Source organism: Anaerotignum propionicum DSM 1682, assembly GCF_001561955.1.
Classification (GTDB): domain Bacteria; phylum Bacillota; class Clostridia; order Lachnospirales; family Anaerotignaceae; genus Chakrabartyella; species Chakrabartyella propionicum.
Genome location: NZ_CP014223.1, coordinates 1,213,094 through 1,238,172 on the forward strand (window position 1 = coordinate 1,213,094; position 25,079 = coordinate 1,238,172).

At 37.8% G+C, this 25,079-nt stretch carries 18 protein-coding genes and 1 other annotated feature; of the genes, 12 read left to right on the top strand and 6 right to left on the bottom strand.

Going from position 1 to position 25,079, the window contains the following annotated elements:
- The first annotated feature begins 5 nt into the window (after positions 1-5).
- Positions 6-1,361, top strand: coding sequence for a UDP-N-acetylmuramoyl-L-alanine--D-glutamate ligase (gene murD / locus CPRO_RS05820; RefSeq protein WP_066048978.1), 1,356 nt, complete (start codon positions 6-8; stop codon positions 1,359-1,361).
- Between the two features lie 288 nt (positions 1,362-1,649).
- Entirely contained in the window at positions 1,650-2,789 is a 1,140-nt protein-coding gene (ftsW, locus tag CPRO_RS05825; protein ID WP_082754244.1) for a putative lipid II flippase FtsW, read from the top strand.
- A gap of 109 nt (positions 2,790-2,898) precedes the next feature.
- Here the strand turns inward: ftsW and CPRO_RS05830 are convergent, their stop codons facing one another.
- Positions 2,899-3,723, bottom strand: a complete 825-nt coding sequence (locus CPRO_RS05830) for a chemotaxis protein CheW (protein ID WP_066048981.1) — start codon at positions 3,721-3,723, stop codon at positions 2,899-2,901.
- A gap of 247 nt (positions 3,724-3,970) precedes the next feature.
- Positions 3,971-4,191 (top strand) — a binding site (T-box leader).
- Between the two features lie 327 nt (positions 4,192-4,518).
- Between CPRO_RS05830 and CPRO_RS05835 the strand changes: the two genes are divergently transcribed.
- On the top strand, positions 4,519-7,149 hold the full coding sequence (locus tag CPRO_RS05835) for a valine--tRNA ligase (RefSeq protein ID WP_066048984.1): 2,631 nt from the start codon (positions 4,519-4,521) through the stop codon (positions 7,147-7,149).
- Between the two features lie 296 nt (positions 7,150-7,445).
- Here CPRO_RS05835 and CPRO_RS05840 read toward each other — a convergent pair whose 3' ends face one another.
- Positions 7,446-8,471, bottom strand: a complete 1,026-nt coding sequence (locus tag CPRO_RS05840; RefSeq protein WP_066048986.1) for a hypothetical protein — start codon at positions 8,469-8,471, stop codon at positions 7,446-7,448.
- 365 nt (positions 8,472-8,836) lie between these two features.
- On the opposite strand from CPRO_RS05840, the gene CPRO_RS05845 reads away from it, so the two are divergent.
- From CPRO_RS05845 to ligA, 5 genes are all read left to right on the top strand, one after another.
- On the top strand, positions 8,837-10,078 hold the full coding sequence (locus CPRO_RS05845; protein ID WP_066048989.1) for a serine hydroxymethyltransferase: 1,242 nt from the start codon (positions 8,837-8,839) through the stop codon (positions 10,076-10,078).
- A 492-nt stretch (positions 10,079-10,570) separates the two neighbouring features.
- Positions 10,571-11,299, top strand: a complete 729-nt coding sequence (locus CPRO_RS05850; RefSeq protein WP_066053753.1) for a phosphatase — start codon at positions 10,571-10,573, stop codon at positions 11,297-11,299.
- Positions 11,300-11,376: 77 nt separating this feature from the next.
- Positions 11,377-11,685 (top strand): YerC/YecD family TrpR-related protein, encoded by a 309-nt coding sequence (locus CPRO_RS05855; RefSeq protein WP_066048995.1) that lies wholly within the window; start codon positions 11,377-11,379, stop codon positions 11,683-11,685.
- A 254-nt stretch (positions 11,686-11,939) separates the two neighbouring features.
- Positions 11,940-14,210, top strand: a complete 2,271-nt coding sequence (gene pcrA / locus CPRO_RS05860) for a DNA helicase PcrA (RefSeq protein ID WP_066048998.1) — start codon at positions 11,940-11,942, stop codon at positions 14,208-14,210.
- Positions 14,211-14,231: 21 nt separating this feature from the next.
- Positions 14,232-16,205, top strand: coding sequence for an NAD-dependent DNA ligase LigA (ligA, locus tag CPRO_RS05865; RefSeq protein WP_066049001.1), 1,974 nt, complete (start codon positions 14,232-14,234; stop codon positions 16,203-16,205).
- A 232-nt stretch (positions 16,206-16,437) separates the two neighbouring features.
- On the opposite strand, the gene CPRO_RS05870 is transcribed toward ligA, so the two are convergent.
- From CPRO_RS05870 to CPRO_RS15250, 3 genes are all read right to left on the bottom strand, one after another.
- A complete protein-coding gene (locus CPRO_RS05870; protein WP_330383875.1) occupies positions 16,438-17,259 on the bottom strand; it encodes an ABC transporter permease in 822 nt (273 codons plus the stop codon).
- Entirely contained in the window at positions 17,249-17,995 is a 747-nt protein-coding gene (locus tag CPRO_RS05875) for an ABC transporter ATP-binding protein (RefSeq protein ID WP_066049006.1), read from the bottom strand. The genes CPRO_RS05870 and CPRO_RS05875 overlap by 11 nt, the downstream gene beginning before the upstream one ends.
- 309 nt (positions 17,996-18,304) lie before the next feature.
- On the bottom strand, positions 18,305-18,481 hold the full coding sequence (locus tag CPRO_RS15250) for a hypothetical protein (protein ID WP_157881638.1): 177 nt from the start codon (positions 18,479-18,481) through the stop codon (positions 18,305-18,307).
- A gap of 787 nt (positions 18,482-19,268) precedes the next feature.
- Here CPRO_RS15250 and CPRO_RS05880 point away from each other — a divergent pair.
- The 4 genes from CPRO_RS05880 (at position 19,269) to CPRO_RS05890 (ending at position 23,535) form a co-directional block, all read left to right on the top strand.
- Positions 19,269-19,631 carry an Hpt domain-containing protein gene (locus CPRO_RS05880; RefSeq protein WP_066049009.1) on the top strand — a complete coding sequence of 121 codons (363 nt, stop codon included), beginning with the start codon at positions 19,269-19,271 and terminating at the stop codon, positions 19,629-19,631.
- Positions 19,632-19,638: 7 nt separating this feature from the next.
- Entirely contained in the window at positions 19,639-22,191 is a 2,553-nt protein-coding gene (locus tag CPRO_RS05885; RefSeq protein WP_066049012.1) for an EAL domain-containing protein, read from the top strand.
- A gap of 535 nt (positions 22,192-22,726) precedes the next feature.
- Positions 22,727-22,882, top strand: coding sequence for a cyclic lactone autoinducer peptide (locus tag CPRO_RS14850; RefSeq protein WP_082754245.1), 156 nt, complete (start codon positions 22,727-22,729; stop codon positions 22,880-22,882).
- A gap of 44 nt (positions 22,883-22,926) precedes the next feature.
- Entirely contained in the window at positions 22,927-23,535 is a 609-nt protein-coding gene (locus tag CPRO_RS05890; protein WP_066049015.1) for an accessory gene regulator ArgB-like protein, read from the top strand.
- A 271-nt stretch (positions 23,536-23,806) separates the two neighbouring features.
- Here the strand turns inward: CPRO_RS05890 and CPRO_RS05895 are convergent, their stop codons facing one another.
- Complete coding sequence (locus tag CPRO_RS05895; protein ID WP_066049021.1) at positions 23,807-25,078, bottom strand: sensor histidine kinase; 1,272 nt, start codon at positions 25,076-25,078, stop codon at positions 23,807-23,809.
- Position 25,079 lies beyond the last annotated feature (1 nt).

The window sequence follows — 25,079 nt, forward strand, 5'->3', positions numbered from 1 at the left end:
CTAAATTGGACTATAAGGATAAAAAAGTTTTGGTTTGCGGTATGGCGAAAAGCGGCATCTCTGCTGCCAAGCTTTTAAATACACTAGGGGCGAGTGTTACCCTTCAGGATATGAAAAAGCAAGAGGAAATAAAAGATTCTCGGCTTTTGGAGCAAGAGGGAATTTCCCTTTTTCTGGGAGAAAATCCAGATAAAATTGTTTTAAAGCAGGATTTAATTGTATTAAGCCCCGGGATTCCTTGTGATCTTCCTTTTATTCTAAAGGCAGAGGCTGGAGGGATTCCTGTCATTGGTGAGGTTGAATTGGCATACACTCTTACGCCCTGTCCTGTGACAGCAATTACAGGTACAAACGGAAAAACGACTACCACTACCCTTGTGGGGCAGATTATGCAGGCGATGAAGCCTAATACGGCGGTGGTAGGGAATATTGGTGTTTCTTACAGTGGTGAGGTATCACGGTTGACGAAAAATGATTGGGTAGTGGCGGAAATCAGTAGTTTCCAGATGGAAAAGGCAAAAACCTTTTCTCCCCATATCAGTGCAGTATTGAACATTTCACCTGACCACTTAAATCGTCACAAAACCATGGAAAATTATATTGCCATGAAGGAACGCATTTTTGAGAATCAGACGGAAGAAGATTTTTGTATCCTAAATTATAGTGATGAGGTATGCCGAAAGATGGCGGCAAAAACAAAGGCGAGGGTATTTTTCTTTAGCAGTCAAGAGCCTTTGAATGAGGGAATTTATCTGGATGGTGATATGATTTGTGTTCGCTGGGATGGCATGCAGGAAAATTTAGTTTCTGTTCATGACCTGCAAATATTGGGCATTCATAATTATGAGAATGCCATGGCGGCGGCGGCAATGGCTATTGTTGCAAAAGTGCCTATGGCTATCATCAGAGATGTTTTGAAAAATTTCTGCGGCGTTGCCCATAGAATTGAGTATGTTGCAACAGTTGATGGCGTAGATTATTATAATGACTCCAAAGGCACCAATACGGATGCTTCTATCCGTGCTGTGCTTGCCATGAGAAAACCCATTGTTTTGATTGGTGGAGGCTATGACAAAGGTGTATCCTTTGATGAATGGACGAAGCTTTTTCCAGGCAGAGTGAAGCATCTTGTTTTAATTGGTGTTACGGCCCAGCAAATTAAGGCGTCTGCGGAGAAATTTGGTTTCACTGATATTTCTATCTGTGAAACTTTCGAGGAAGCTGTTAATCTTTGCCGAGAATCATCCAATGAAGGGGACTGTGTCTTGCTTTCCCCTGCCTGCGCCAGCTGGGGCATGTTTGATAATTACGAGCAGCGGGGAGATATGTTTAAAGAGCAAGTAAAGGGGTTTAGACTTTAAACTCAGCAAGGGCTAAGATCTTAGGGACGCTGTCCCTAAAACCAAGCAAGGGCTAAGACCCTTAGGGACGCTATCCCTAAAACCAAGCAAGGGCTTTGCCCTTGACCCAATAGGGAAAACTTTGTTTCCAAGGATAAGCATTAAATATTAAATGTATATCTGTTAAAAACGTAGTTTTCGAGAAAAGGGTCAAGGGATGAAATCCCTTGTGGAGTTTGAGACAAAGCCTCAGGTTTAAGACCTTAGATTGATGTCTTTTAAATAAATCGGAAGAAACGGAGTGAGGAAATGGGAAGAGGGTATAGCCAAAGGAAGGGTTCAACTGCAAAAAGAAAACGAATTAAACCCGATTCCTTCGATTTCACGGTAATGTTCGTTGCGTTGACACTGATGTTATTTGGTGTAGTAATGATTTTTAGCGCTAGCTACTACACAACCATGACCGGTGCCAAGTATAACTATGATATGTTTTTTTTCCTAAAGCGTCAAAGTGTTTGGGTGGTTTTGGGTGTCGTGGCGATGGTTTTTTGCATGAATATTCCTTATAGTTTCTGGAAGCGCTTTGCCCTATTGGCTTATTGGGCTTCAAATGTTTTCTTGCTTTTGCTGCCTTTTATTGGGATTGAGGCCGGTGGGCAGAAACGTTGGCTGGGGGTAGGCATGTTGCAGTTTCAGCCATCAGAATTTACAAAATTGGCATTGGTCCTTTATTTCTCCCAATACATTGTAAGTCATAGACAGGATTTGGCGAATTTCCGAGGGTTTTTTAAGGCGCTGATGGTTTTGGCTTTACCTGTAGGATTGATTGCAATTTCAAACTTCTCTTCCGCTTTGTTGATTATGTTGATGGGTCTGACAATGCTGTTCATCGGGAGCCCTAAAATTTGGTATTTTGTTGCGGGAGCGGGGGCAATTATTCCGGCAGGTGTTCTTGCTGTTGTATTATTCCCATATCGCCTAAGTAGAATTAGGATATGGTTAGACCCTTGGTCTGACCCCACAGGAAAGGGCTTTCAGACCATTCAGGGGCTTTACGCTGTTGCATCTGGTGGGATTTTTGGCCTTGGTTTGGGGCAGAGCAGGCAGAAAACCTTTGTACCCGAGTCTCATAACGATATTATTTTTGCGATTATTTGCGAAGAGCTGGGCATTATTGGTGCAGCACTCGTGATTATCTTATTCGCAGTTTTAATTTGGCGTGGCATCAAAATTGCCATGAATGCCAAAGATACATATGGAACATTGATGGCCACTGGCATTACATCGGTCATTGCATTTCAGGCGATTATTAATATCGGTGTTGTTACGAATACCATACCAAATACGGGGCAACCTTTGCCCTTTATCAGTTATGGCGGCACATCACTTTTATTTTTAACAATTATGATTGGTTTGCTTTTGAACATTTCAAGATATCAAAAAGACTAAAAAGAAAACAGCACAGTATCCAAACGGATTGTGCTGTTTTTTCTTAAATTTAGTAATTTTTCCTGAGAAGTTTTGTCTGCTTACTAGTAATATCGATCTTTATGTAGCACTAAAGGCTGAAAATACCACTCATGTTTAATACAAGAAATGTGGCGTCTGAACCTTGTTTTTCTCCAATATGTGAGAGTAGCTGAGGTCCTGAGGTATTCATGCAGCTGGGGGGCAAATCCTTCATTGTAATTGTCTCCACAGCTAAAACTTCATCAACAAGTAACCCCAATAATGAGTCCTGCTTATCCCTTACAGTGACACACATGGTTTTGGTGTTTTCACGGAATATTCTTTTTGTTTCGTCCAAAAGTCTTACAACAATATCTTTATAGGTATGTGCATCTTGTTTAAGCTGATCGCGCAGGCATTTTTCTCTTTCACAATCATCACATTGACGAGGGCATTCGAAAGCTAAATGAGCAGTTTCATGGAGCTTTTTATGGGGCTCATCTATTTTGCTTAAGTGAAACGCAATGGAATGGTTATTGGTTTGATAGGCATCATACCATTTCCCAAAGGCGCATTTATGAGGATCAGTAGCCAACCGAAAGGTATCGTCCTCCAAAAGGCATCGTTCCATTTCCCGCACCCAAAGAATATGGTCATTTTTTCTTTGCTCTAACATTTCATCAAAGGCATCTTGTTCCTGTTCAAGAGTTTTTAAACCCAATGCGGGTCTTAAATCGATAATTGGGACTACATTTCCCCTTGAATGAATGATGCCACGTTTTATAATATTACTATCCGGTAACACGCTGACTGGCTCTTCTAATACAGAGATTGATTCAACATAAGAACTATCAATGGCATATAATTGGGATTCAAGTTTTAAGCTAAGCCATAGGTTCGTTTTATTTATAAATTCATCTTTTTGGTTCAGCATGTAGGATCACTCCTTTCTGTGTATCTATATTATATATTACATTCATCATACAACAGGTTTTACCATTTTTCAACTGTAATACACCTGAGAAAAGAAGCCCTTTATTTGTATACTGTTTTCATTAAAAGGATACATAGAAAACAACTTTTTTCTTATAAGTGGAATAATTCCGATTTATCGGTAATTTGATAAAAAGATGCTTGACAAATTTAAAAGAATTGACTAAAATCTTGTGATATAGAAACTGCAAAAGACAGTGAAAAAGAGGAGTATGTATCGATCATTGCCAGAGAGAAAGGGTCATCGGCTGTAAGCCCTTTTCAAAATAGGATACAGAAGGTAGCTTTTGAGTTGTTTTGCTGAAGGATTATTTCTGTGTAGGCAAAAACGGTTTACCCCGTTATCGGTTATTGAGTGTCTGCCCTTTGGGCAGAAATTAAGGTGGTACCGCGAGTTTTCGTCCTTTTTAGGGATGGAAGCTTTTTTTTTATAATTCTATCTGGTAAAAGTTTTTTTAAATCCTTGAAAGGTGGAATAACCACTGTAAGGAAGCAGAAAACACTTTGAGAAATAAAATGCATTGTTTTTTCAATGAAATGCATTGGCTAGATATAAATGAAAATTTATCTTATTTTATTTATATTGAAACCTTGTTTATAAAAGAGACGGGACATGGTTATAACAAACATAGATAATCTTTTTATAGGAGTTTTTACCGTTAATATTTAAGAAATAAACAAACTGCATTGTTTGATGAAAAGAAATATTATAGGAAGTTATTAGGAGGAGAGTATTATGAAAGAATTGGCTAAAAGTTATGATCCATCAATTGTTGAAGAAAAGCTTTATGAAAGATGGATGGAAAAGAAATATTTTCACACAGAGGTTGATAAAAGCAAAAAACCCTTCTGTATTGTTATGCCACCCCCAAACATAACAGGACAGCTGCATATGGGCCATGCTTTAGATAACACCATGCAGGATATTCTAATCCGTTGGAAGAGAATGGCGGGCTTTAATGCATTATGGGTACCGGGTATTGATCATGCCAGTATTTCTACTGAATTAAAGGTAGTTCAAAAGATGGCCTCCGAGGGTTTGAGCAAGGACGATGTTGGTCGTGACGGATTCTTGGATCGTGCATGGGCATGGAAAGAAGAATATGGTGGTATTATTTTGAACCAGCTTCGTAAATTAGGTTGTTCTTGCGATTGGGACAGAGTTCGCTTTACCATGGATGAAGGCTGTTCTGACGCTGTTCTGGAAGTATTCTGCCGATTATATGAAAAAGGCTATATCTATCGCGGTGAAAAAATCATTAACTGGTGCCCTGAGTGTCAGACCACAATTTCTGATGCTGAGGTAAATCATGTTGACTCGGCAGGACATTTTTATCATATTGATTACCCCATTGTAGGTTCTGAGGAAAAACTGCGATTGGCAACAACAAGACCTGAAACAATGCTGGGGGATACTGCTGTTGCCGTTCACCCTGAGGATGAAAGATATAAACATTTAATTGGTAAGAACTGTATTTTGCCTTTGTTAAATAAGGAGATTCCTATTATTGCTGATGATTATGTTGACCGTGAATTCGGTACGGGTGTTGTAAAAATCACACCTGCCCATGACCCTAATGACTTTGAAGTTGGTCTAAGACATGATCTGCCTCGAATCAGTGTTATGAATGATGATGGCACAATGAACGATTTGGCGGGAGAATATGCAGGCATGGATCGTTATGCATGCAGAGAAGCAATTGTTTCCAAGCTGAAAGAAGAGGGCTATTTAGTTCGTATTGAGGACATTACCCATGCTGTAGGATGTCATGAACGCTGTAATGTTCCCATTGAGCCGATGATTAAATTGCAGTGGTTTGTTAAAATGGAAGAAATGGCAAAACCTGCAATGGAAGTATATGAAAACCAGAAGCTTCGCTTTGTGCCAGACCGCTTTGGTAAGGTTTATATGCATTGGCTGGAAAATATTCGTGACTGGTGTATCTCTCGTCAGCTTTGGTGGGGACACCGCATCCCTGCATATTATTGTGCAGACTGCGGACATATCACTGTTGACAAGCATACACCGGATAAATGTGAAAAATGCGGCTCTACAAATCTTAGACAGGATGAAGATACGTTGGATACATGGTTCAGCTCAGCTTTATGGCCTTTTTCAACCTTAGGCTGGCCTGAAAATACCGAGGAGATGAAACACTTCTATCCGACAAGCACTCTGGTTACAGGGTATGATATTATCTTCTTCTGGGTAGTAAGAATGGTATTTAGCGGCATGGAGCAGATTGGTGAAATTCCATTCCATGATGTATTAATTCATGGCTTGATTCGTGATGATCAGGGTCGTAAATTCTCCAAATCTTTGGGCAATGGCATTGATCCATTGGAGGTTATTGCAAACTACGGTGCTGACCCTCTGCGTTTGATGCTTATTACTGGAAACGCACCCGGAAATGATATGCGTTTCTATTGGGAAAGATTGGAGAACTGCAGAAACTTTAGTAATAAAATTTGGAATGCAACTCGTTTTGTTATGATGAATCTGGATGAAAAAGTAGAAACAAAACTTCTCATGTTGACTTCTGCGGATAAGTGGATTCTTTCAAAGGTAAATACTTTGGCAAAAGAAGTTGAAGATAACATGGAACATTATGAATTGGCTCTGGCTGCCCAGAAGGTTTATGATTTCCTTTGGGATGAATATTGCGACTGGTATATTGAAATGGTTAAGCCTCGTTTGTACAATAAGGAAGATCATACCAGAGAGGCTGCCCTTTGGACACTGAAAACCGTTTTGATAAATGCGTTGAAGCTGTTGCACCCATTTATGCCTTTCATCACAGAGGAGCTGTTTTTACACATTCAGGATGCCGAAGAAAGTATCATGATTTCCGATTGGCCTGTATACAAGGAAGAGTGGAACTATAAAGAAAATGAAATGGAAATCGATACGATAAAAGAAGCCGTTCGTAATATCCGTAATATTCGTGGTGAAATGAACGTAGCTCCTTCCAAGAAGGTGCAGGTATTTGTTGTTACTGAAAATGAAGAAATCAGCCATATTTTTGAGCATGCAAAGGTGTTCTTTAAAACTTTGGCATATGCCAGCGAGGTTATGGTTCAAAGCACTCGAGAAGGCATTGGTGAAGATGCAGTTTCAGTGGTAATCTCCAATGCAACAATTTATATGCCTTTGGCAGAATTGGTTGATATTTCCAAGGAAATAGAGCGTTTAGAAAAAGAGCGGGATAAAATGCTGGGAGAAATTCAGCGTGTGGAGAAGAAGCTGGAAAATCAGGGCTTTGTAGCAAAAGCACCTAAGTCTTTGATTGATGAGGAAAAGGCGAAGGGTGAAAAATACAAAGCAATGTTGGCGCAGATTGAGGAACGCTTGGCTCAGATGAAGTAATAAAATGAAATAAAGAAACAGCCAAAATATAAAATAATTGTGATTGGACTGGGTTCGCTGAGAACTCAGTCCTTATTATATTATATGAGAGATTTGGAGAGGGATTTTTTATCTTTATAGTTGATTAAGAAAGTATACTAATAAAAATTTGCACCATTCCGTGTTCATATCGATTGGTAAATTTTCACGCACGCATTCCTTTTTTGTTGAAGATGAAAAAGCTAATAAAATTACTATATATTGAAATATTTAAAAACCCCCGGCATTGGCCGGGGGAATGATGTGGAGCTACATTTTTATTTACAGTTGCATCTGTTGTTGCAATTACAGTTATTGTTGCTGTTATTTACGGAATTAGTATTGTCATCGAAATCGCAGTTTGGAGAACTGAAGGTTGGTGTAAATGCACAGCAGGATTTAGGTTCCTTGGAAGGTACAAATGCATCCCAAGGGAAACTCAAAGCATTGAAGTTTGCACAAGGATCGCCGGACTGCAAAGGTGATACGCAGCTTTCAGGCAAACATGTGCCTAAGGACTGAACTACCATGTTTACAGGGCGATACAGTTTGATAATTGTAAACAAACCGATTGTGACATTCACAGCTACAGGAGTAGTTTGAGAAACGTCTCCGCAGCAGTCGTTGCAGAAGTCGTTGCATCCATTGTCACAGCCGCATCCGCTTTCGCAGTCGCAAATGCAACTACAGCAACAGCAGCAGCAGTTGTTACTAGGACTAGCATACTTTAATTCAGCAGCTAAAGCGATAGCTTTTCCTTCTGCCACAACAAAGGGGCCGCCGATGCCGCTAAAGCAGCAATTAAACATTTCGTTTACTGTTGTTGTATCTGTTTCGGTAGAGCCAAACAGTGTAGTTTTTAAGGTGTAACTGCTTGTTGCATCAATACGTCCGATAAAACAGCCATCAGAACGACGGAACTCTAAAGTATATTCAAAAACATACCTTAGTTCAATATCCCAGCAGCCAATTTGTAAAGGGCTAGGAGTCTTGCGAATAATTTCGATTTTTTTGAGCACAAGATGTTTGATGATAACATCAGTTGCATTGCAAGGAGGAACGATGATGTCACCCTCACAAATCATTTCTTTTCCACCAGGACCACTATTCCTTGCAGCTCTAGCGGGTCCCAAAATATCGGGGGTTAAACATTTCTGAATACGGCATTGGTCGAAGATTTTTTGCGCGATGATACAGACCTCGCCAGCTCCAGTATTGGAGTCACTTCCACTTCCACAGCCACAGCCACAGCCACAGCTTCTACTACTGAGCTCTGTATTGTTATCAAATTCAAAAGCTCCCATAAGATTGCCTCCTTTAAGTTGTATATGTTCTTATATATAGTATGTAAAGTGGGAAAATGGGTGATAGGAGTAAAATAAATATATTTGCAGTATTTTAGCTTTCTTCAGCGGGGGTTGGAAGATTTAACCTTAAATTCATCTAATGTAAATATTTTTTTATCTATTTTGCCAAGTACTTTTTTCTGCCTAAAATGTTATACTCTGGTTATAGTCCTTTACAGGAGATGCCACTTTACTTTCTTCAGAATAAGGGAATATGCTTAATATGAAAAGAACAGAGAACTTGTGCTGATAAGCAGCGCTGATGAAATTATTTGAGAAACAAAAATAAAAAGGCACCTTAAAAAGGAATAGGAGGATGAAGAATGGGTTTGAATTTTGAAGAAATTAAAAATGTGGATGTTGAGGTTGCACAGGCAATTGAGGCTGAACTTGTACGTCAACAGCATAATATTGAGTTGATTGCATCGGAAAATATTGTTTCCAAGGCGGTTATGCTTTCAATGGGTACGCCCTTAACAAATAAATATGCTGAAGGTTACCCTGCCAAGCGTTATTATGGTGGTTGTGAAAAGGTTGATATTGTTGAAAATTTGGCGAGAGATCGGGCAAAAGAATTATTTGACTGCGATCATGTGAATGTACAGCCCCACAGCGGTTCTCAGGCAAATCAAGCTGTTTATTTTGCAATGCTTCAATACGGTGATACTGTTATGGGGATGAATTTGGATCATGGCGGTCATTTAACTCATGGCAGCCCTGTCAACCTTTCCGGCAAATATTTTAACTTTGTAGCCTATGGCGTGGATGATAATGGATTTATTGATTATGAAGCATTTCGCAATAAGGCATTAGAGGTTAAACCAAAAATGATTGTTGCTGGTGCCAGTGCATATGCAAGAACCATTGACTTTGAGTTTATGGGCAAGGTGGCAAAGGAAGTGGGCGCGTACTTCATGGTGGATATTGCCCATATCGCCGGACTTGTAGCAGCGGGTTTCCATCCTTCCCCCGTGCCTCATGCTGATTTTGTTACAACTACAACCCATAAAACCCTGCGTGGTCCTCGTGGTGGAATGATAATGTGCAAAGAGGAATATGCGCAAAAGATTGATAAGTCAATTTTCCCCGGTATTCAGGGAGGTCCTTTGATGCACACCATTGCCTCTAAAGCAGTATGCTTTAAGGAAGCGCTGGACCCTTCCTACAAGGAATATATTGGTCAGGTTGTTAAAAATGCAAAGGTTTTAGCAGAAAGCCTTCAGGCAAATGGTGTAGATATCGTCTCCGGCGGCACAGATAATCACTTAATGCTGGTTGATTTACGTTCCTTGAATATTACAGGCAAGGAAGCTGAGAAAAAATTGGATGAGGTTGGAATTACAGTAAATAAAAATACCATTCCAAATGATCCCCAGTCTCCATTTGTAACCAGTGGTATTCGTGTTGGCACTCCTGCTATTACTTCAAGAGGCATGGTGGAGGATGACATGAAGGAGATTGCAGCAATCATAGCCCTAGTTTTGAAGGACTTTGAGGGTAATAAGAATGAAGCAAAAAAACGTGTAAAAGCGTTAACAGATAGATATCCTATTTATGAGGATTAAATCGGCCTGTTCAATTCTAGCAGATGCCGTCTACATCCACATAAGTACTCCAAAATAGTGGGTATTTCTGATATATTTTCCTTATGAAAATTTAACTGCAAGCGGAATGTAGAAAATTTGCGGCTTACCTAAGTATCTTTAACAAAATAGTCTCCTTGCCGTGAATGGTGAGGAGACTTTTGTTTTATAATTGAATATGGAGTAGCCTAAGCCACTGGGAGGTTTTTAGCGACGGGAATTGTAGACTTGTTACAATATTTAGTAGAGTAAAAACGTATTGTGTAGAAGCAAAAAGAAATTTTCATATGCTTTTTGCTTTTCTATCAATTTTATGCTATACTTTAGACTTGAGTGGAAAATCACTCTAAAATGGATGATTTATAAGTATTTGACTTTGACGGAATGAAATGTTTATCAAGGGATGCTTTTTAGTGAATCCCACTGAGAATATGTAACATGATTTTTTTTGCAATTGGAGGTGAGAGATTAAATATGAAAATTTTAGCGGATACCCATACCCACAGTCTGGCTAGCGGACATGCCTATAGCACCATTCAAGAAAACGTTCGTGCGGCGGCAGAAAAGGGGCTTAAGCTAATTGCTTTGACGGAGCATGCACCTGCAATGCAAAATACTACTTCCCATGCTTATTTTGCAAATCTCCATGTGATTCCTGATGAGCTTTTTGGTGTACGTGTACTAAAAGGTGTAGAGCTTAATATTCTTGACTTTGAGGGAAGCGTTGATATGGATGAGCGAATCCTCTCTGGTCTTGATCTTTCTATTGCAAGCTTACATATTCCTTGTATTGCACCGGGAAGCATGGAGGAAAATACAAATGCTTGCATCCGTGCAATGGAAAATCCCTATGTAGATATATTAGGACATCCGGGTGATCCCAGATATCCTTTGGATTATGACGAAATTTTTAAAGCAGCAAAAAGGACAGGTACTTTACTTGAAATCAATAATGCATCCTTGGTGCCAGGTGGTTTCCGCTCCGGAAGCGATGAAAATATTGAAAAATTATTGCATATGGCCATAGCAGAAAATGTACCGATTGTGGTGGGTAGTGATGCCCATTTTTATACTGGAATTGGTGATATATATTATGTGGAACGCCTATTGGAAAAAATCGGATTCCCAGAAGAATTGGTTTTAAATACAGACCTTGAAAAGCTTTTGTATGCAATAAAACGCAATAAAAGGCAAAAAAAATAGAAGGAAATCCCTTTACTTTAGCACTTTAGTATGTTAATATAAAAAGGATTATAGTGCAAAAGAGGTGGCCTTGACAGATGAATAAAAAAATTAAAACAGAACTTACAGATAAGCTTTTTCAAAGTATTTTGTGCATGAATACAGTAGAAGAATGCTATCAGCTTTTCGAGGATCTTTGTACGGTGAATGAGATTCAGGCCATTGCCCAGCGTATGGAGGTTGCAGCTATGCTGGATGCAAAATGTACCTATGTAGAGATCGCAGAAAAAACCGGTGCTTCAACTGCAACGATCAGCAGAGTAAATCGATGTCTTCATTATGGGACTGACGGATATAAATTGGCGATAGATCGCGTGAAGGCATTGGAACAGAAGGAAGAAAATTAGGTTTTATGAATGTATGAATAAAGCGTGGGGCTGATTATTGACGAAGCAGTGGAAAACGAATCCGGACTTCATCGATATCAGCCTTTCTTGGCGCTTTTTTGAAGCTTATGTGAGCATTTATCCAGATGATAATGGTACAAGATTTTAGGAGCAAAATTGCCCAGCGAATCGTTTCGTAAAATTTCATCTGTTTTTTTAATATATCGTAACTGAAAGTATATATAGTGGAGTTTAATTAGGAAGAGGAGAATAATATGATAGGGTTTGAGCAGCTCAACACGATGCAGCAAAAGGCAGTTTTACAAAAGGATGGTCCCGTTTTGGTTTTGGCTGGGGCAGGCAGTGGAAAAACCGGAGCGTTAACCGTGCGTATTGCCCATTTGCTGGAGACAGGAGTGAAGCCTTGGAATATCCTTGCGATTACTTTTACAAATAAAGCTGCAAAGGAAATGAGAGAGCGTGTGCTTAAGCTGGTACCAAACGGGGCAGAGGATATTTGGATCAGTACGTTCCATTCCACTTGCGTTCGTATTTTGCGCCGAGAAATTCATTTTTTGGATTATGATGGGCAATTTTCTATCTATGACGCTGATGATCAGGAAAAGCTTATGCGTGAGGTTTTTAAACAGCTGGGCTTTGATACCATGAATAAATCTTTTTCTGTGAGAGGGGCTATGTCCATCATCAGCAACCTAAAGGAAGAAATGGTTTCTTGGGAAGATTATTCCAAAAACGCTGATCGAGAAGACGAAAAAGCAAGTCGTATCGCTTTAGTTTATCGTACTTACCAAAAACGTTTGAAAGAAAACAATGCTTTGGATTTTGATGATTTAATATATAAAACTGTTTTATTGTTTAGAAATCATCCTGAGGTTTTGGAGAAGTATCAGGATAGATTCCGTTATATTATGGTGGACGAGTATCAGGATACAAATACCTCTCAGTATGAATTAGTTTGTATGCTGGCTTCTAAATATAAAAATCTTTGTGTTGTTGGAGATGATGACCAAAGTATCTATGGTTGGCGTGGTGCGAACATACGAAATATTTTGGAATTCGAAAAGGATTTCCCTGAAACCGTTGTAATAAAGCTGGAACAAAATTATCGTTCTACCCAAAAAATTCTGGAAGCTGCAAATTCCGTGATTCAGAATAATCAGACAAGAAAAGATAAATCTCTTTGGACAGAGAATGATGGTGGAAATATTCTTCATATTTATAAAGGGGAAAATGAATACGACGAGGCGCGTTTTGTTGCTGAGCAGATTCAGGAAATTGTAAATAATGGCAGAGAATTTAAGGATATGGCTGTTCTGTATCGTACCAATGCGCAGTCCCGTGCGGTGGAGGATCAATTTGTGAAAAAAGGGATTCCTTATCGTTTATTTGGGGGCGTTCGGTTTTACGAGCGTAAGGAAGTAAGAGATATTCTTTCATACCTCAAGGTTTTAGCCAATCCTGTGGATACCATTTCTTTGCGCCGCATTATTAATGTTCCCAAAAGAGGAATTGGTGAGGCTTCTATTGACAAGGTTGCAGCATTTGCAGAAGCAAACCAAATATCTTTGTTTGATGCCTTGTTAAGGCTGGATGAGATTACGGAATTAAAAACAAGAGCATCAAAATTCCGAGATTTTCTTGAAATTATTACTAGCTTGCAAAAGGACGCAGCTGATTTATCTGCAGCGGAATTGATTGATACAGTGGTAAAACGTTCAGGATATTTCCAACTGTTGATGACAGAAGGGACAGAAGAGGCTCTTTCACGCTTGCAAAACATTGATGAATTTGTGAATAAAGCAGTGGAATACGATAAAAATAATCCAGAGGGTGGATTGATGGGATTTTTGGAAGAGGTTTCCTTGGTAGCGGATATTGATAGTTATCAGCCGGGGGAGGACGCCGCTGTGCTTATGACATTACATAGCGCCAAGGGCTTGGAATTTCCTTATGTATTTATGATTGGTATGGAGGAAGGCATGTTCCCTACCTTCCGTGCAGTAATGTATGGTGGAGAAAAGGATATCGAGGAAGAAAGACGCCTTTGCTATGTTGGTATTACCCGTGCAAGAGAAGAATTGTTTCTTACCCATGCAAAAAGTCGTATGCAACATGGAATTACACAATACAATCCACCATCACGCTTCTTAAAGGAAATTCCTCAAGAGCTGGTGGATATGCCTACAAGGGAAATTTCTGAGATGGCAAAGAAATATGCCATGAAAAATAGCATGAAGCTTTCACCAATTACATCTTTAAAACAGCAACGTATTGGCGGAAGAGGCACAGGAATCCCTGCAACTTTTATTACGGCTTCTAAGGAAAATAAGAGAATGCCTGCCCCTAAGGATTTTGAATTGAATTATAAAGAAGGCGATAAGGTGCGTGCACCAAAGTATGGCATTGGCGTAGTAAAATCCATTCAAAATGGCGGTGCGGATTATGAAGTTGAGGTTTCATTTGGTGAGAAGGGAACCAAGAAATTTATGGCGAAATTATCAAAGCTGATTAAAGTAACCGAATAAAGATTTAGGAGTTGAGGCTGAATGGTAAACCGGATAAAGGAATTGATTTCTCTTTTGAATAAGGCGGCTGAAGCGTATTATCAAAAGGATACAGAAATAATGTCTAATCAGGAGTATGATCGTTTGTATGATGAACTGGAGCATTTGGAAAAGGAAAGCGGCATCATACTGGCCAATAGCCCTACCCAAAGGGTTGGTTATACCGTATTGAGTAATTTGCAAAAGGTGAAGCATGACAGCCCCATATTATCTTTAGATAAAACAAAAGAACCACAAAAATTAAAAAGCTTTTTAGGCGGAGAAAAGGGAATTCTTTCTTGGAAATTAGATGGATTAACCATTGTATTAACATACGAAAATGGGACACTTCAGCAGGCAATAACCCGGGGAAATGGGGAAATCGGCGAGGATGTCACCCATAATGCAAGGGTCTTTGCTAATTTACCGTTGCAAATTAGCTTTAAAGGAAGCTTGGTTCTTCGTGGAGAAGGCGTGATTTCTTATACAGAGTTTCATCGCATAAACGAAGGAGCTCAGGAAGAAGAGAAATACAAGAATCCTAGAAATCTTTGCAGTGGTACGGTACGACAGCTTAATAGTGAAATTGCCGCGAAAAGAAGAGTCCAGTTCTTTGCATTTACATTGGTAAGTGCTGAGGGTAGATTATTGTCCGATAGCAAGGCAGAAAATTTGAAGTGGCTTGCGGGGCTTGGATTTGATGTGGTTGACCATAAGATTGTGACCGCTGAAACTGTAGAGCAGGAAGTGGAATGGTTTCGTGCCTATGTAAAAAAGAATGACATTGCATCCGATGGTTTGGTTTTAACCTTCGATAGTATTGATTATAGTGAAAATCTTGGCAGTACAGCGAAATTCCCCAAAGATTCCATTGCCTTTAAATGGGCGGATGAAATGGCAGAGACTACCTTGCGGGAAATTGAATGGAATACCTCAAGAACTGGTTTGATGAACCCCATTGCAATCTTTGATCCTGTGGAATTGGAGGGATCTAGAGTCAGCAGAGCCAGTGTGCATAACGTTAGTATTTTGCGGGAGCTCAAGCTGGGTATTGGTGATAGTATCAAAGTTTATAAAGCAAATATGATTATCCCCCAAATTGCAGAGAATTTGACGTGCTCTGACTCAGCTGAAATTCCAAAGGAGTGCTTTGTGTGCGGTGGGGAGACCCAAATCAAAAAACAACGAGACGGGGAAGCTTTATACTGCACAAACCCAGAGTGTTCTGCCCAAAGAATTCAGAGACTTACTCATTTTGTGTCAAGAGATGCCATGAATATGGAGGGCTTTTCTGAGGAGACCATAAAGAAGTTTCTGGAGATGGGCTTTATTCAGCAATATCCTGATATTTTTTGTTTGGAGAAATATGAAGGACAAATAAAAAAAATGGAAGGCTTCGGGGAAAAATCTTATAGTAATTTGATAAAGTCCATTGAAAAGGCAAAACAAGTGGAGCTTCCGAATTTTATTTATGCTTTAGGCATTGATCAGGTGGGCTTGCGCAATGCCAAGCTTTTATGTAGTAAATATCATTATGATTTGGATAAAATTATTCACGCTTCAGAAGATGAGTTGATTGGTATTGATGGATTCGGAACTGTAATAGCCCATAGCATTCATCATTATTTTGGAGAAGAAGAACATAAAACACTGTTAAATTGTGCTTTGAAGTATTTGAAAATAAAGGTTCCGGTAGAAATTAAAACGGAGGGATCTCTTGTACAAGGGTTAACTTTTGTAGTGACAGGAGACTTAGAAAGGTTTTCAAACCGAAAAGCTCTTTCAGAGGCAATAGAGTTACTGGGAGGAAAGGTAACAGGAAGTGTTACGAAGAAGACGAATTATTTAATTAATAATGACGTTTTCTCAGCATCTTCAAAAAATGAAAAAGCCAAACAATTGGGAATTCCGATTATTAGCGAGAATGATTTTATACTTCAATTTAAGATAATGCCAGATGAATCTAAAAACATTTAAACAAATCTAATATAGACGAGATAGGAATCTTAAACCATTGTAGAGTAGATTGGCGGGTGCTTTTATGTACCTGTCTTTTTATTATTTTTGATAGACCTTAATAAAACGAGCATAATTTTGTTAATCAGATAGATGATGTATTAGAAGTGGCAATAGTGAAATCGAGTTTGATATTTGCAAAAAAGTTTCTCCTTTGAATGTTTAAGAATTTTTACAGTCAAAGGAGATTTTTTTATTGCTGCCATTTTAAACACTTTTTTTCAAGCAAAGCGATACCCTCATACATAAGGGCGGCAAGAATAGCAAGTATAATGACACTGAGCATTACCCAGTCTAGTTTGAATATCTGACTTCCGTATACAATTAAAAATCCTAATCCGGATTGGGCAACCAAAAATTCTCCGACAATAACACCTACAAAAGATAACCCCACATTAATTTTCAGTGCGTTTAAGATACAAGGGATGTTCGCTGGAAAAACAACTTTTTTTAGCACCTGTGCTTTTGTGCCGCCAAAAATTTGTATCAGCTTTATTTTTTCAGCATCCACTTGCAAAAAACCATTCAGGACACTCATTACTGTAACAATGACTGAAGTTAACAAAGCAACCGCTATAATGGAAGTTTGGTTATTTCCTAACCAAACGATAATAATTGGAGCAAGGGCGGTTTTGGGTAAGGAGTTTAATACTACCAAATATGGCTCTGCAATATCCGAAATAAAACGATTCCACCATAATAGAATTGCAGTCAAAGTGCCGAGGATTGTTCCCAGTACAAAACCAGCTACAGTTTCCCAAAGGGTTGTTCCAATGTGAGTCCATAATGTGCCGTCTTTTCCCATTTGCATTCCAGCTGATAGCATTCTGCTTGGCTGACTAAAAATGAACGGATCAATCCAGCCAACACGAGCTGCAATTTCCCATAGTAGAAAAAAACCAATCAGAAGAATCCATTGAATGCCATGTATAGCATTTTTTCTTCGCTGTAAGCGATTTAAAAAAGCTGCCTGCTCCTTTGACATGAATTTTGTATCCTTTTGCTTATGCCACATGAACATCTAACTCCTTCCAAATTGCATTGAAATATTCCCGAAATTCGGGTGCTTCTCTAGCCTTTATGGGACTATATTCATCAATTGACAGTTGAATATCATAAATCCTTTTTACTTGTGCAGGGCGAGAAGAAAGAACAACGACTCTATCTGCAAGGCTGATTGCTTCAGAAATATCATGGCTGACTAAAATTGCAGTTTTCCCTTCTTTGCGTATGATAGACCCGATTTCATCGGAAACGGAAAGGCGCGTCTGATAATCTAAGGCGGAAAATGGTTCATCAAGCAGCAGTATATCAGGTCGTATGGCCAATGTACGAATGAGGGCGACCCGTTGTCGCATCCCTCCAGAAAGCTGATAGGGATAATGCTCTTTAAAATCAGCAAGACCGTATTGATCAAGCAATGCTTCAACAAAAGCAATATTTTCGGAAGTAAGCTTATTTTGTATTTCCAAGCCCAGTAGGGCGTTATTGCGTATGGTACGCCATTCCAAAAGATAATCCTTTTGCAGCATATAACCAATTTCTCCGTTCACAGAAATTTTTCCGTGGGAAGGTGTGATTAGTCCTGCCAACATGGAAAGCAGGGAGGATTTACCGCATCCACTGGGGCCGACAATACTGAGAAATTCACCAGCCTGAACGGAGAGATTTAAATTAGAAACAGCCAATGTTTCGCCATTCACACTATGATAACGTAGGCTGACATCTTCTAAAGAAACGATAGGGTGCATGGAAACGACCTCCTTGTTGACTTATATTCCCATTATATCAATTACAGGACAAAAAGTGCTTTTCCTATTTAAAGAATATACAGAAAAGCAAATACATTTTTTAAGGATTATAAAGCGTTCACAACAACATCGTTTGATCAAAATGCAAAAGCCCGTATTGCAAGGAAATTTTAGGAGATTTTCCAATTGCAATCGGGCTTTTTATTGAAAAATGATAAAGACTCTGAAAAATACAGAAAACTTCACTTTCATAATACAGAGGATAACACTCTTACTAAAATTTACTGGCTATTCTTATTTTCTAATAAATTATTTAATCCTCTTCCATTTCCCAATAATCATACTCTGATGCAAGAACATTTTGCTCTCTACGAGGTCTGCAGCTTTGCCACAACCAGTATTGCTGCCACCACCAATATTTGCAGGAACAGTGGCAGCCACAACAAGAATGTCTGCACCGTCTGTGACTTGATCTTCGTTGATCACACATGATATATCCTCCTTTCCGTTTGATTACATAGTTTTAGCATCTGTTACATCTACAACAGCAACGATTGCATCTGCAGCACCGACAGCCTCTGTGGCAGCAACCTCTACAACATCTGTGACATGTTTGTCCAATCATATTTTATCCTCCTTTCTTTTTTGAGAGAAATGGGTGGTTGTTTCTCTTTCTATAAAATATGAAAGAAGGGACAAATTGGTGAATGCATAATAATTTAAAAAACAATAAGAGGGGAAGAAATACCTTTATAAACATTAATTTCATTAGACTGTTACCAAGTAATTTGGTTTTATATACTTTTCAAAGACCACCTTTTTTGTTTTGTGGAGCGATATATATAGAAAAAATTTGGAAAATTTGATATAATTAATAAATTAAAAAATATTTATGTTTCACATAGGTGTTTCGTATTTCGTTTAAGGCTTTATAAACCTAGGAACAATGGTAATAGAAATTTTACTTTATTATGTGCACCTTTTATACGCAAGGTTTTCTGCTCCACTGTTCAATAATCATTAACAATGAATCAATTCACTTTAAATTACTTTTTCTGAACAAAACACAAAGTGTGAAATACCTGCTTATAAGATTTAAGGCCCTAGTAGTTGAGTATTCGTTAAGGATACATTTTTGTTACTTATATTTGAGAGACAACCTGTGATAGCACTTAAGTTTGGGGATAAACTTTTTGTGTATGAAGGATAGCTTATATTGAAAATAAATGGATTATTTTCTTTCCCAGTGAGGGATAAAAGGATGGGATGTAAGATGGACAGTGAAATTCTGAAAAGCTCTGGCATTGATTTTGATAAAGGTGTTGCCCGTTTTCTTGGTGACAGGCAGCTATATGAAAGCATATTAATTACCTTTTTGTATGATGATACATTCGAGAAGGGAAAAGCAGCACTGGAAACAGAAAATTATAAAAACTTATATGAATTTGTTCATACGCTAAAAGGGGTTGCAGGTAATACAGATATGACCACTTTGTATCTAACTACAGCAGTATTAAGTGAGTATCTGCGAAAATGTGAGGTTCCTGAAAAAGATAGAGTTTTTCATCTTTTTTGTGGAATGGAAGAGGCATATTATGCTGTAATGAAAGGCATTGCAGCCGCAAAGGAGGCATGATGAATCAATGGATGCAGATATTGGTAAAAAGACAATTCTAATTGCTGATGATGCTGAGCCAAATCGCTTATTGCTGAAAAAAATATTTGGCGGAGAATATTATGTGGAAGAGGCCGTAAATGGAGTTGAGGCCTTGGAGAAGTTGCGGCAGTTAGAAGATGTTGCGATATTAATATTGGATATTGTGATGCCGTTGATGGATGGATTTAGCGTGCTTGAAGAGATGCAGAAGGATGAAATATTACGTACCATTCCTACGGTTGTGATTACTGCTAATAACGAAGAAGATATCCAAATTCGAGCATTATCCTGCGGTGCTACTGATGTTATGGCCAAACCTTTTAGTCCTCTCATTATCCTACATCGTATTAAAAATATAATGGCTCGTAAAGATTCTGAAAAACTTGCGGAGCAGAACCGAGCTTATAGACTTGAACTGAAACTTATGGATACCGATGAGAAATCGGGATTGTTTAATAAAAATGCATTTCATCGATATACAAAAAAGATGCTCCAGAAAAATTCAGACAAAAAGTTTGTTTTAATCCGCTGGGACATCGATAATTTTAAGGTGTTTAACGATTGGTTTGGAACTGAAGTTGGAGATACTTATTTGAAGAAAATCGGGGATTTTTTTCGGGAATACGAAGAAAAGAACGATTCAGTCAAGACCTATGCCAGATATGATGCAGATCATTTTGTTTGCTGCCAAGAGGCTGAGGGGTTTGATCCAGAGGAAATTACACAAATCATTGATGACTATATGACCCATTTAAAAACAATTGAATTTGAGTATACCCCTCGTGTTGGACTTTATCTGATTAACGATCCATCCCTGGATGTGGCGTTAATGTGCGACAGGGCTTTACTTGCTTTACGTTCAATTAAAGATAGTTATGGAAAGCGCTATGCATGGTTTGATGATTCTATGAGAGAGGCGCTATTAGAACAACAAGAAATTGTAAACGAAATGGAATTTGCTCTGCGAGATGGACAGTTTATTACATATTTTCAACCGCAATATAATTACGAAACAGGTAAAATGATTGGGGCAGAAGCTTTGGTTCGTTGGCAGCATCCAAGAAAAGGAACAATTTTGCCAAATAAGTTTATCCCACTGTTTGAACGTAATGGATTTATCTCTAGGTTGGACGAGTATATGTGGGAGCAGGTTTGTATTCAATTAAAGGATTGGGAGCGGAAAGGGCTGAACTTGGTTCCTATTTCCGTAAATGTATCCCGCAGAGATATTTATAATCCCCACCTAGTTGGGAATATTCTCTCCCTGCTTCAAGAATATGAATTAAGTCCTGAAATGCTTCATTTAGAAATAACGGAAAGTGCCTATACGCAAAATGCAGAGCAGCTGGTTAATACAGTAAATCTTCTAAGAATACATGGAATAGAAGTACATATGGACGATTTTGGTAGTGGATATTCATCCTTAAACATGCTTCAGAACGTTCCGGTAGATATCTTGAAGCTGGATATGAGATTTTTAGGGGGAGATTATAAGGATGAAAGAAGTGGAAATATTTTAAATGCAGTTGTTCGTATGGCAACAGCATTAAGGCTCCCTGTGCTAGCAGAGGGTGTAGAAACGAAGGAACAGGCAGAGTTTTTAAGGAGTATTGGATGTTTGCTAATGCAGGGATACTTATTCTCAAGACCAATGGCAGTTGAGGATTTCGAGAAGCTTTTAGATGGTTCCCAAACAGTTTCAGCATTGGATAAAAGTTATGTAGAGAGCTTTCAAGGTTCAATTGATTTGTTAAGTTTTACATCTCAATCCACTTTATTATTTAACTGCTTTGTTGGCGGAGCAGCGGTAGTAGAATATGACGAAAAAGATGAAGTATTATTAGCCTTAAGGATTAATGACCAATTTCTGAGGGAAATCGGTATAACCAGAATGGAATACGCGGAGGATGGGCAAAGTATCTTTCGTTATTATGAAGGTGAAAATAGGGTACTGGTAATTTCTATGTTACAAGAGGCCATTCATACGGGAAAAGAAACATGTTGTGAAATAATGAGAAAATCCAAACTGCATGATATGGAAGATAACTGGTTTAAACTTCGGGCAAGACTCCTCAAGAATAGCATGAGCAAGCATTTTTTCTATGTAACCATGGAAAATATTACAATATATAAAGAGCAAACCGTAGAAAATGAAAAATTAGTGCATTGTCTGAGCGCACTAACGAATCATGTGGATGAAGGGCTTTTGGTGCTTGAACTTTCTGAGAATATAAAAATCCAATATTCAAATGTGAGAATAGCTGAAATGTTTGGTTATACACAAAAAGAATTTCAGGAGCTTTTTGGTAATGATTTTCTTCTGTCCATTCATCCCGATGACAAGGTACTGGCGAGGGAAAATTTTGAGCAAATATTAAGGGCCGGTAATGGGGTAGGAAGGAGAATTTATCGACAGACTTGCAAAAACGGTTATTATGAGTGGGTTAGCATGACTGGTTGTGTCGTTGAAACAGAGAAAGATCATATTTGCATCTGTACCACCATTGAAAAAGATGATGAAAATAAACAAAGGTATTAAAATAATTTGTTTTATAGTAAAGGGAAATTTAAATCAAGTATTAGTCTTTGAGACAGATAACAAAATAATATAATGTTGCCAAAAGGAGTTTTAAAGTATTCTATTATAATAAGGTAAGCATTCATTGAGTCAGTGCCATTTAGGTGCTGACTTTTATCTTTTGGTTATTATTTGTAAAGTAAAAAAAGTGAGTTAGTTCATTTGATGAAGGAAAAAGTAGACGATGAAGATACTATGTTACAGTTTTCATTAAAATTAAGTAAATCTATACCCTCTTTTGATTTTTTATATTAAGGGTAAACTTATTAAATAAATGAATAATTGTTTTATGATTTTTTTTGCTCAAAACTATGAATAAAATATTGTTGTGAGTTACCAAAAAAGAAATGAAACTGAAATTATACTTTTTTTCAGTTGTCAATTTTGTAAAAAACAGTGCAAATTTTGGCATTTTGTAAATTTGGGCTAAAAAAGTGGTATTCTTTTCTTGTACAAATTATTCCAACTATTCTTAAAGAAATGGGGTGTTTTTTTTATGAAAAAAGGAACAAATAAAGTGTGTACGGAACTATGGAAGGTGATTGCCTCATTGGCGATGGTGATTACAACAATATCGGTTAATACAACCTGTATGTTTGAATATTACCAACCCAAACTACCTCAAGGAAGTGAAAAGTTGAGAAGAGAATAAGATTAATATTAAATTTAATGGTGTACTGTTCGGGGTGATTGCACATGACTGAGAAACTGATGGATGGAATTTGGAAACAAATGCAGCTATCAAAAGGACTGCAGGAAGACGATAAGGATATTTATTTATTCGGCGTTTACCAGGGTGCAATTTTACTGTTGAATATTTGTACAGCTCTGCTCATTGGGGTCGCCCTGAACATGCTTCTTGAAATAGTTATTTACTTGATTTGCTTTCTTCCACTACGCATTTTTGCTGGAGGTTATCACGCTAAGACACAGCTTAGGTGCTATATCATGTCAAGTTTTACAACAGTAATTATTTTGTTGGGAATTCAATTTTTACAGCAACAAGAAAGTATATGGGAGTTCTTAAGTTATATTGTTTCTTTTGGAATTATTTGGAGATTTGCTCCGGTGGCAGATGCGAATAAGCCTTTGCTGGAGAAGGAGCATGTGATTTATCAAAAAAAGGTTCGTAAAGTACTATTGCTTCTAACAGGGATTGCTGCGTTGACATATTTTTTAGGTTTTAACATTATCAGCACAGTAATAGAAGTATCAGTATGTTTTCTTTCGGTCATTTTACTTATGGGAATTTATAAAAACAAAGTACATTGTAATAACATAGAAGAATTGGAATGTAATAAATAAGAATAAGACTGCTATTTATAATTATAATCTAAAGTGCAGGCACATCGGGGGATAGTTGTTTGTTTGGGTTTAGTTTAAAGTAGTATGAGTAACAGGTAGAGACTTAAATGGCACTAAGAAAGCCTTTGAAAAAAACTGGCACAGCTCTATCACTAGGTCTGTACCAGCTTTAAAACGATACTATAGGGTGGCATCTACTATCAACAGATATTGTATAAACTTGGTTTTTAACATTTCATATCTTTATTTTTGATGGAAAAAATAGATATGTCTATACATACATAACTATTTCTACATCAAAATAGTTTTCTTCAGTGAGAATGGTTAAAACACCACTGTATTTTTCGACAATTCTTTTTACGTTGCTTAAACCGATACCGTGGGGCTCATTGGAATCTTTTTTTGTGCTGAAAAAAGTATTTCCTTTCTTTTTGATTTCCCCAAGGAATGAGTTTCTAATATGTAATAAAATGGTTCCTCTATCATACACAAAGTCCATTCGGAAAAATCCATTTTCCTGTTCTTGTAGTGCTCTAATTGCATTATCAAGTAAATTTCCTAATATAACAATTTCATCAAAAGCATGAATATTAATATTTTGCGGTATATTGATATTTAGCTCTACTTTTACGCCTAAATCATATAGAGTTTGTAGCTTATAGTTAATTAAACCATCTAGAGATTCATTTCCTGTCATTACAAATTCGGATTTCATATCAATTTTTTCTTCTAATGCTTGAAAATACTCCTTAAAGTTTTCTGTATTACAATTTGATGACAATTCTTTTATTGCAATCAAATGATTCTTGAAATCATGTTGCAACCTTTTCATGTTGTCTTCTGCGGTACGAATCACGACAAGTTGCTGCTGGTAAGCTTTATTTTGGTGTGATAAGGACTGATTTTGCATCTCCACTTCATACTTTTCCACTACTTGTGCGTATAGGTAGAAAAAAGCTATATTAATGATGAATAGGCTTGAAATAACGGTAACGTTTACCCATTGTTCATATCCACCCAAAATAAGAGAAATATCTGCTATTGATGATATACATGGAATAATAGTAATACAAAGCCAATGTAATTTAGGAAGGTAAATATCTTCCCGTTCTATGAAGAATCGTCTCATAATTAAAATAATAAAATACAACAAAAAATTACTAACCACATATGTAATAATTTCAATCTTAGGGCACAAGCCATATAGTAGAATTGCAGTTCTTGCTACGATTCCCTCACAAATTACACCAATCATAAAAATGGAGCAGGTTGCAAATAATCTACGGCCGATGGATGCCCTATAGGGGAGAGTCAACACTACAAATAAAACTGCATTCGTAATGACTGTTAAAACAGGATTTCGTGCGAATAAATAAACTCCACTATTGATAATAAAATAAAGAAATAATACCGCTGTTTGGGTCCATGGCTGCCATCTCAGGTTTTTTTTGAAGAAGAAAAACTCTAGAAATAGTTTAATAGCAAAGATACGAAAAGCATTCGAAATTAAATAAATCACTTCATTATAGGAAATTGCTTCCATT

Bases quoted from the DNA above. Each gene is read 5' to 3' on its own strand.
- ftsW (WP_082754244.1), top strand. From the start codon at position 1,650: ATGGGAAGAGGGTATAGCCAAAGGAAGGGTTCAACTGCAAAAAGAAAA.
- CPRO_RS05830 (WP_066048981.1), bottom strand. From the start codon at position 3,723: ATGCTGAACCAAAAAGATGAATTTATAAATAAAACGAACCTATGGCTT.
- CPRO_RS05835 (WP_066048984.1), top strand. From the start codon at position 4,519: ATGAAAGAATTGGCTAAAAGTTATGATCCATCAATTGTTGAAGAAAAG.
- CPRO_RS05840 (WP_066048986.1), bottom strand. From the start codon at position 8,471: ATGGGAGCTTTTGAATTTGATAACAATACAGAGCTCAGTAGTAGAAGC.
- CPRO_RS05845 (WP_066048989.1), top strand. From the start codon at position 8,837: ATGGGTTTGAATTTTGAAGAAATTAAAAATGTGGATGTTGAGGTTGCA.
- CPRO_RS05850 (WP_066053753.1), top strand. From the start codon at position 10,571: ATGAAAATTTTAGCGGATACCCATACCCACAGTCTGGCTAGCGGACAT.
- CPRO_RS05855 (WP_066048995.1), top strand. From the start codon at position 11,377: ATGAATAAAAAAATTAAAACAGAACTTACAGATAAGCTTTTTCAAAGT.
- pcrA (WP_066048998.1), top strand. From the start codon at position 11,940: ATGATAGGGTTTGAGCAGCTCAACACGATGCAGCAAAAGGCAGTTTTA.
- ligA (WP_066049001.1), top strand. From the start codon at position 14,232: ATGGTAAACCGGATAAAGGAATTGATTTCTCTTTTGAATAAGGCGGCT.
- CPRO_RS05870 (WP_330383875.1), bottom strand. From the start codon at position 17,259: ATGTGGCATAAGCAAAAGGATACAAAATTCATGTCAAAGGAGCAGGCA.
- CPRO_RS05875 (WP_066049006.1), bottom strand. From the start codon at position 17,995: ATGCACCCTATCGTTTCTTTAGAAGATGTCAGCCTACGTTATCATAGT.
- CPRO_RS05880 (WP_066049009.1), top strand. From the start codon at position 19,269: ATGGACAGTGAAATTCTGAAAAGCTCTGGCATTGATTTTGATAAAGGT.
- CPRO_RS05885 (WP_066049012.1), top strand. From the start codon at position 19,639: ATGGATGCAGATATTGGTAAAAAGACAATTCTAATTGCTGATGATGCT.
- CPRO_RS14850 (WP_082754245.1), top strand. From the start codon at position 22,727: ATGAAAAAAGGAACAAATAAAGTGTGTACGGAACTATGGAAGGTGATT.
- CPRO_RS05890 (WP_066049015.1), top strand. From the start codon at position 22,927: ATGACTGAGAAACTGATGGATGGAATTTGGAAACAAATGCAGCTATCA.
- CPRO_RS05895 (WP_066049021.1), bottom strand. From the start codon at position 25,078: ATGGAAGCAATTTCCTATAATGAAGTGATTTATTTAATTTCGAATGCT.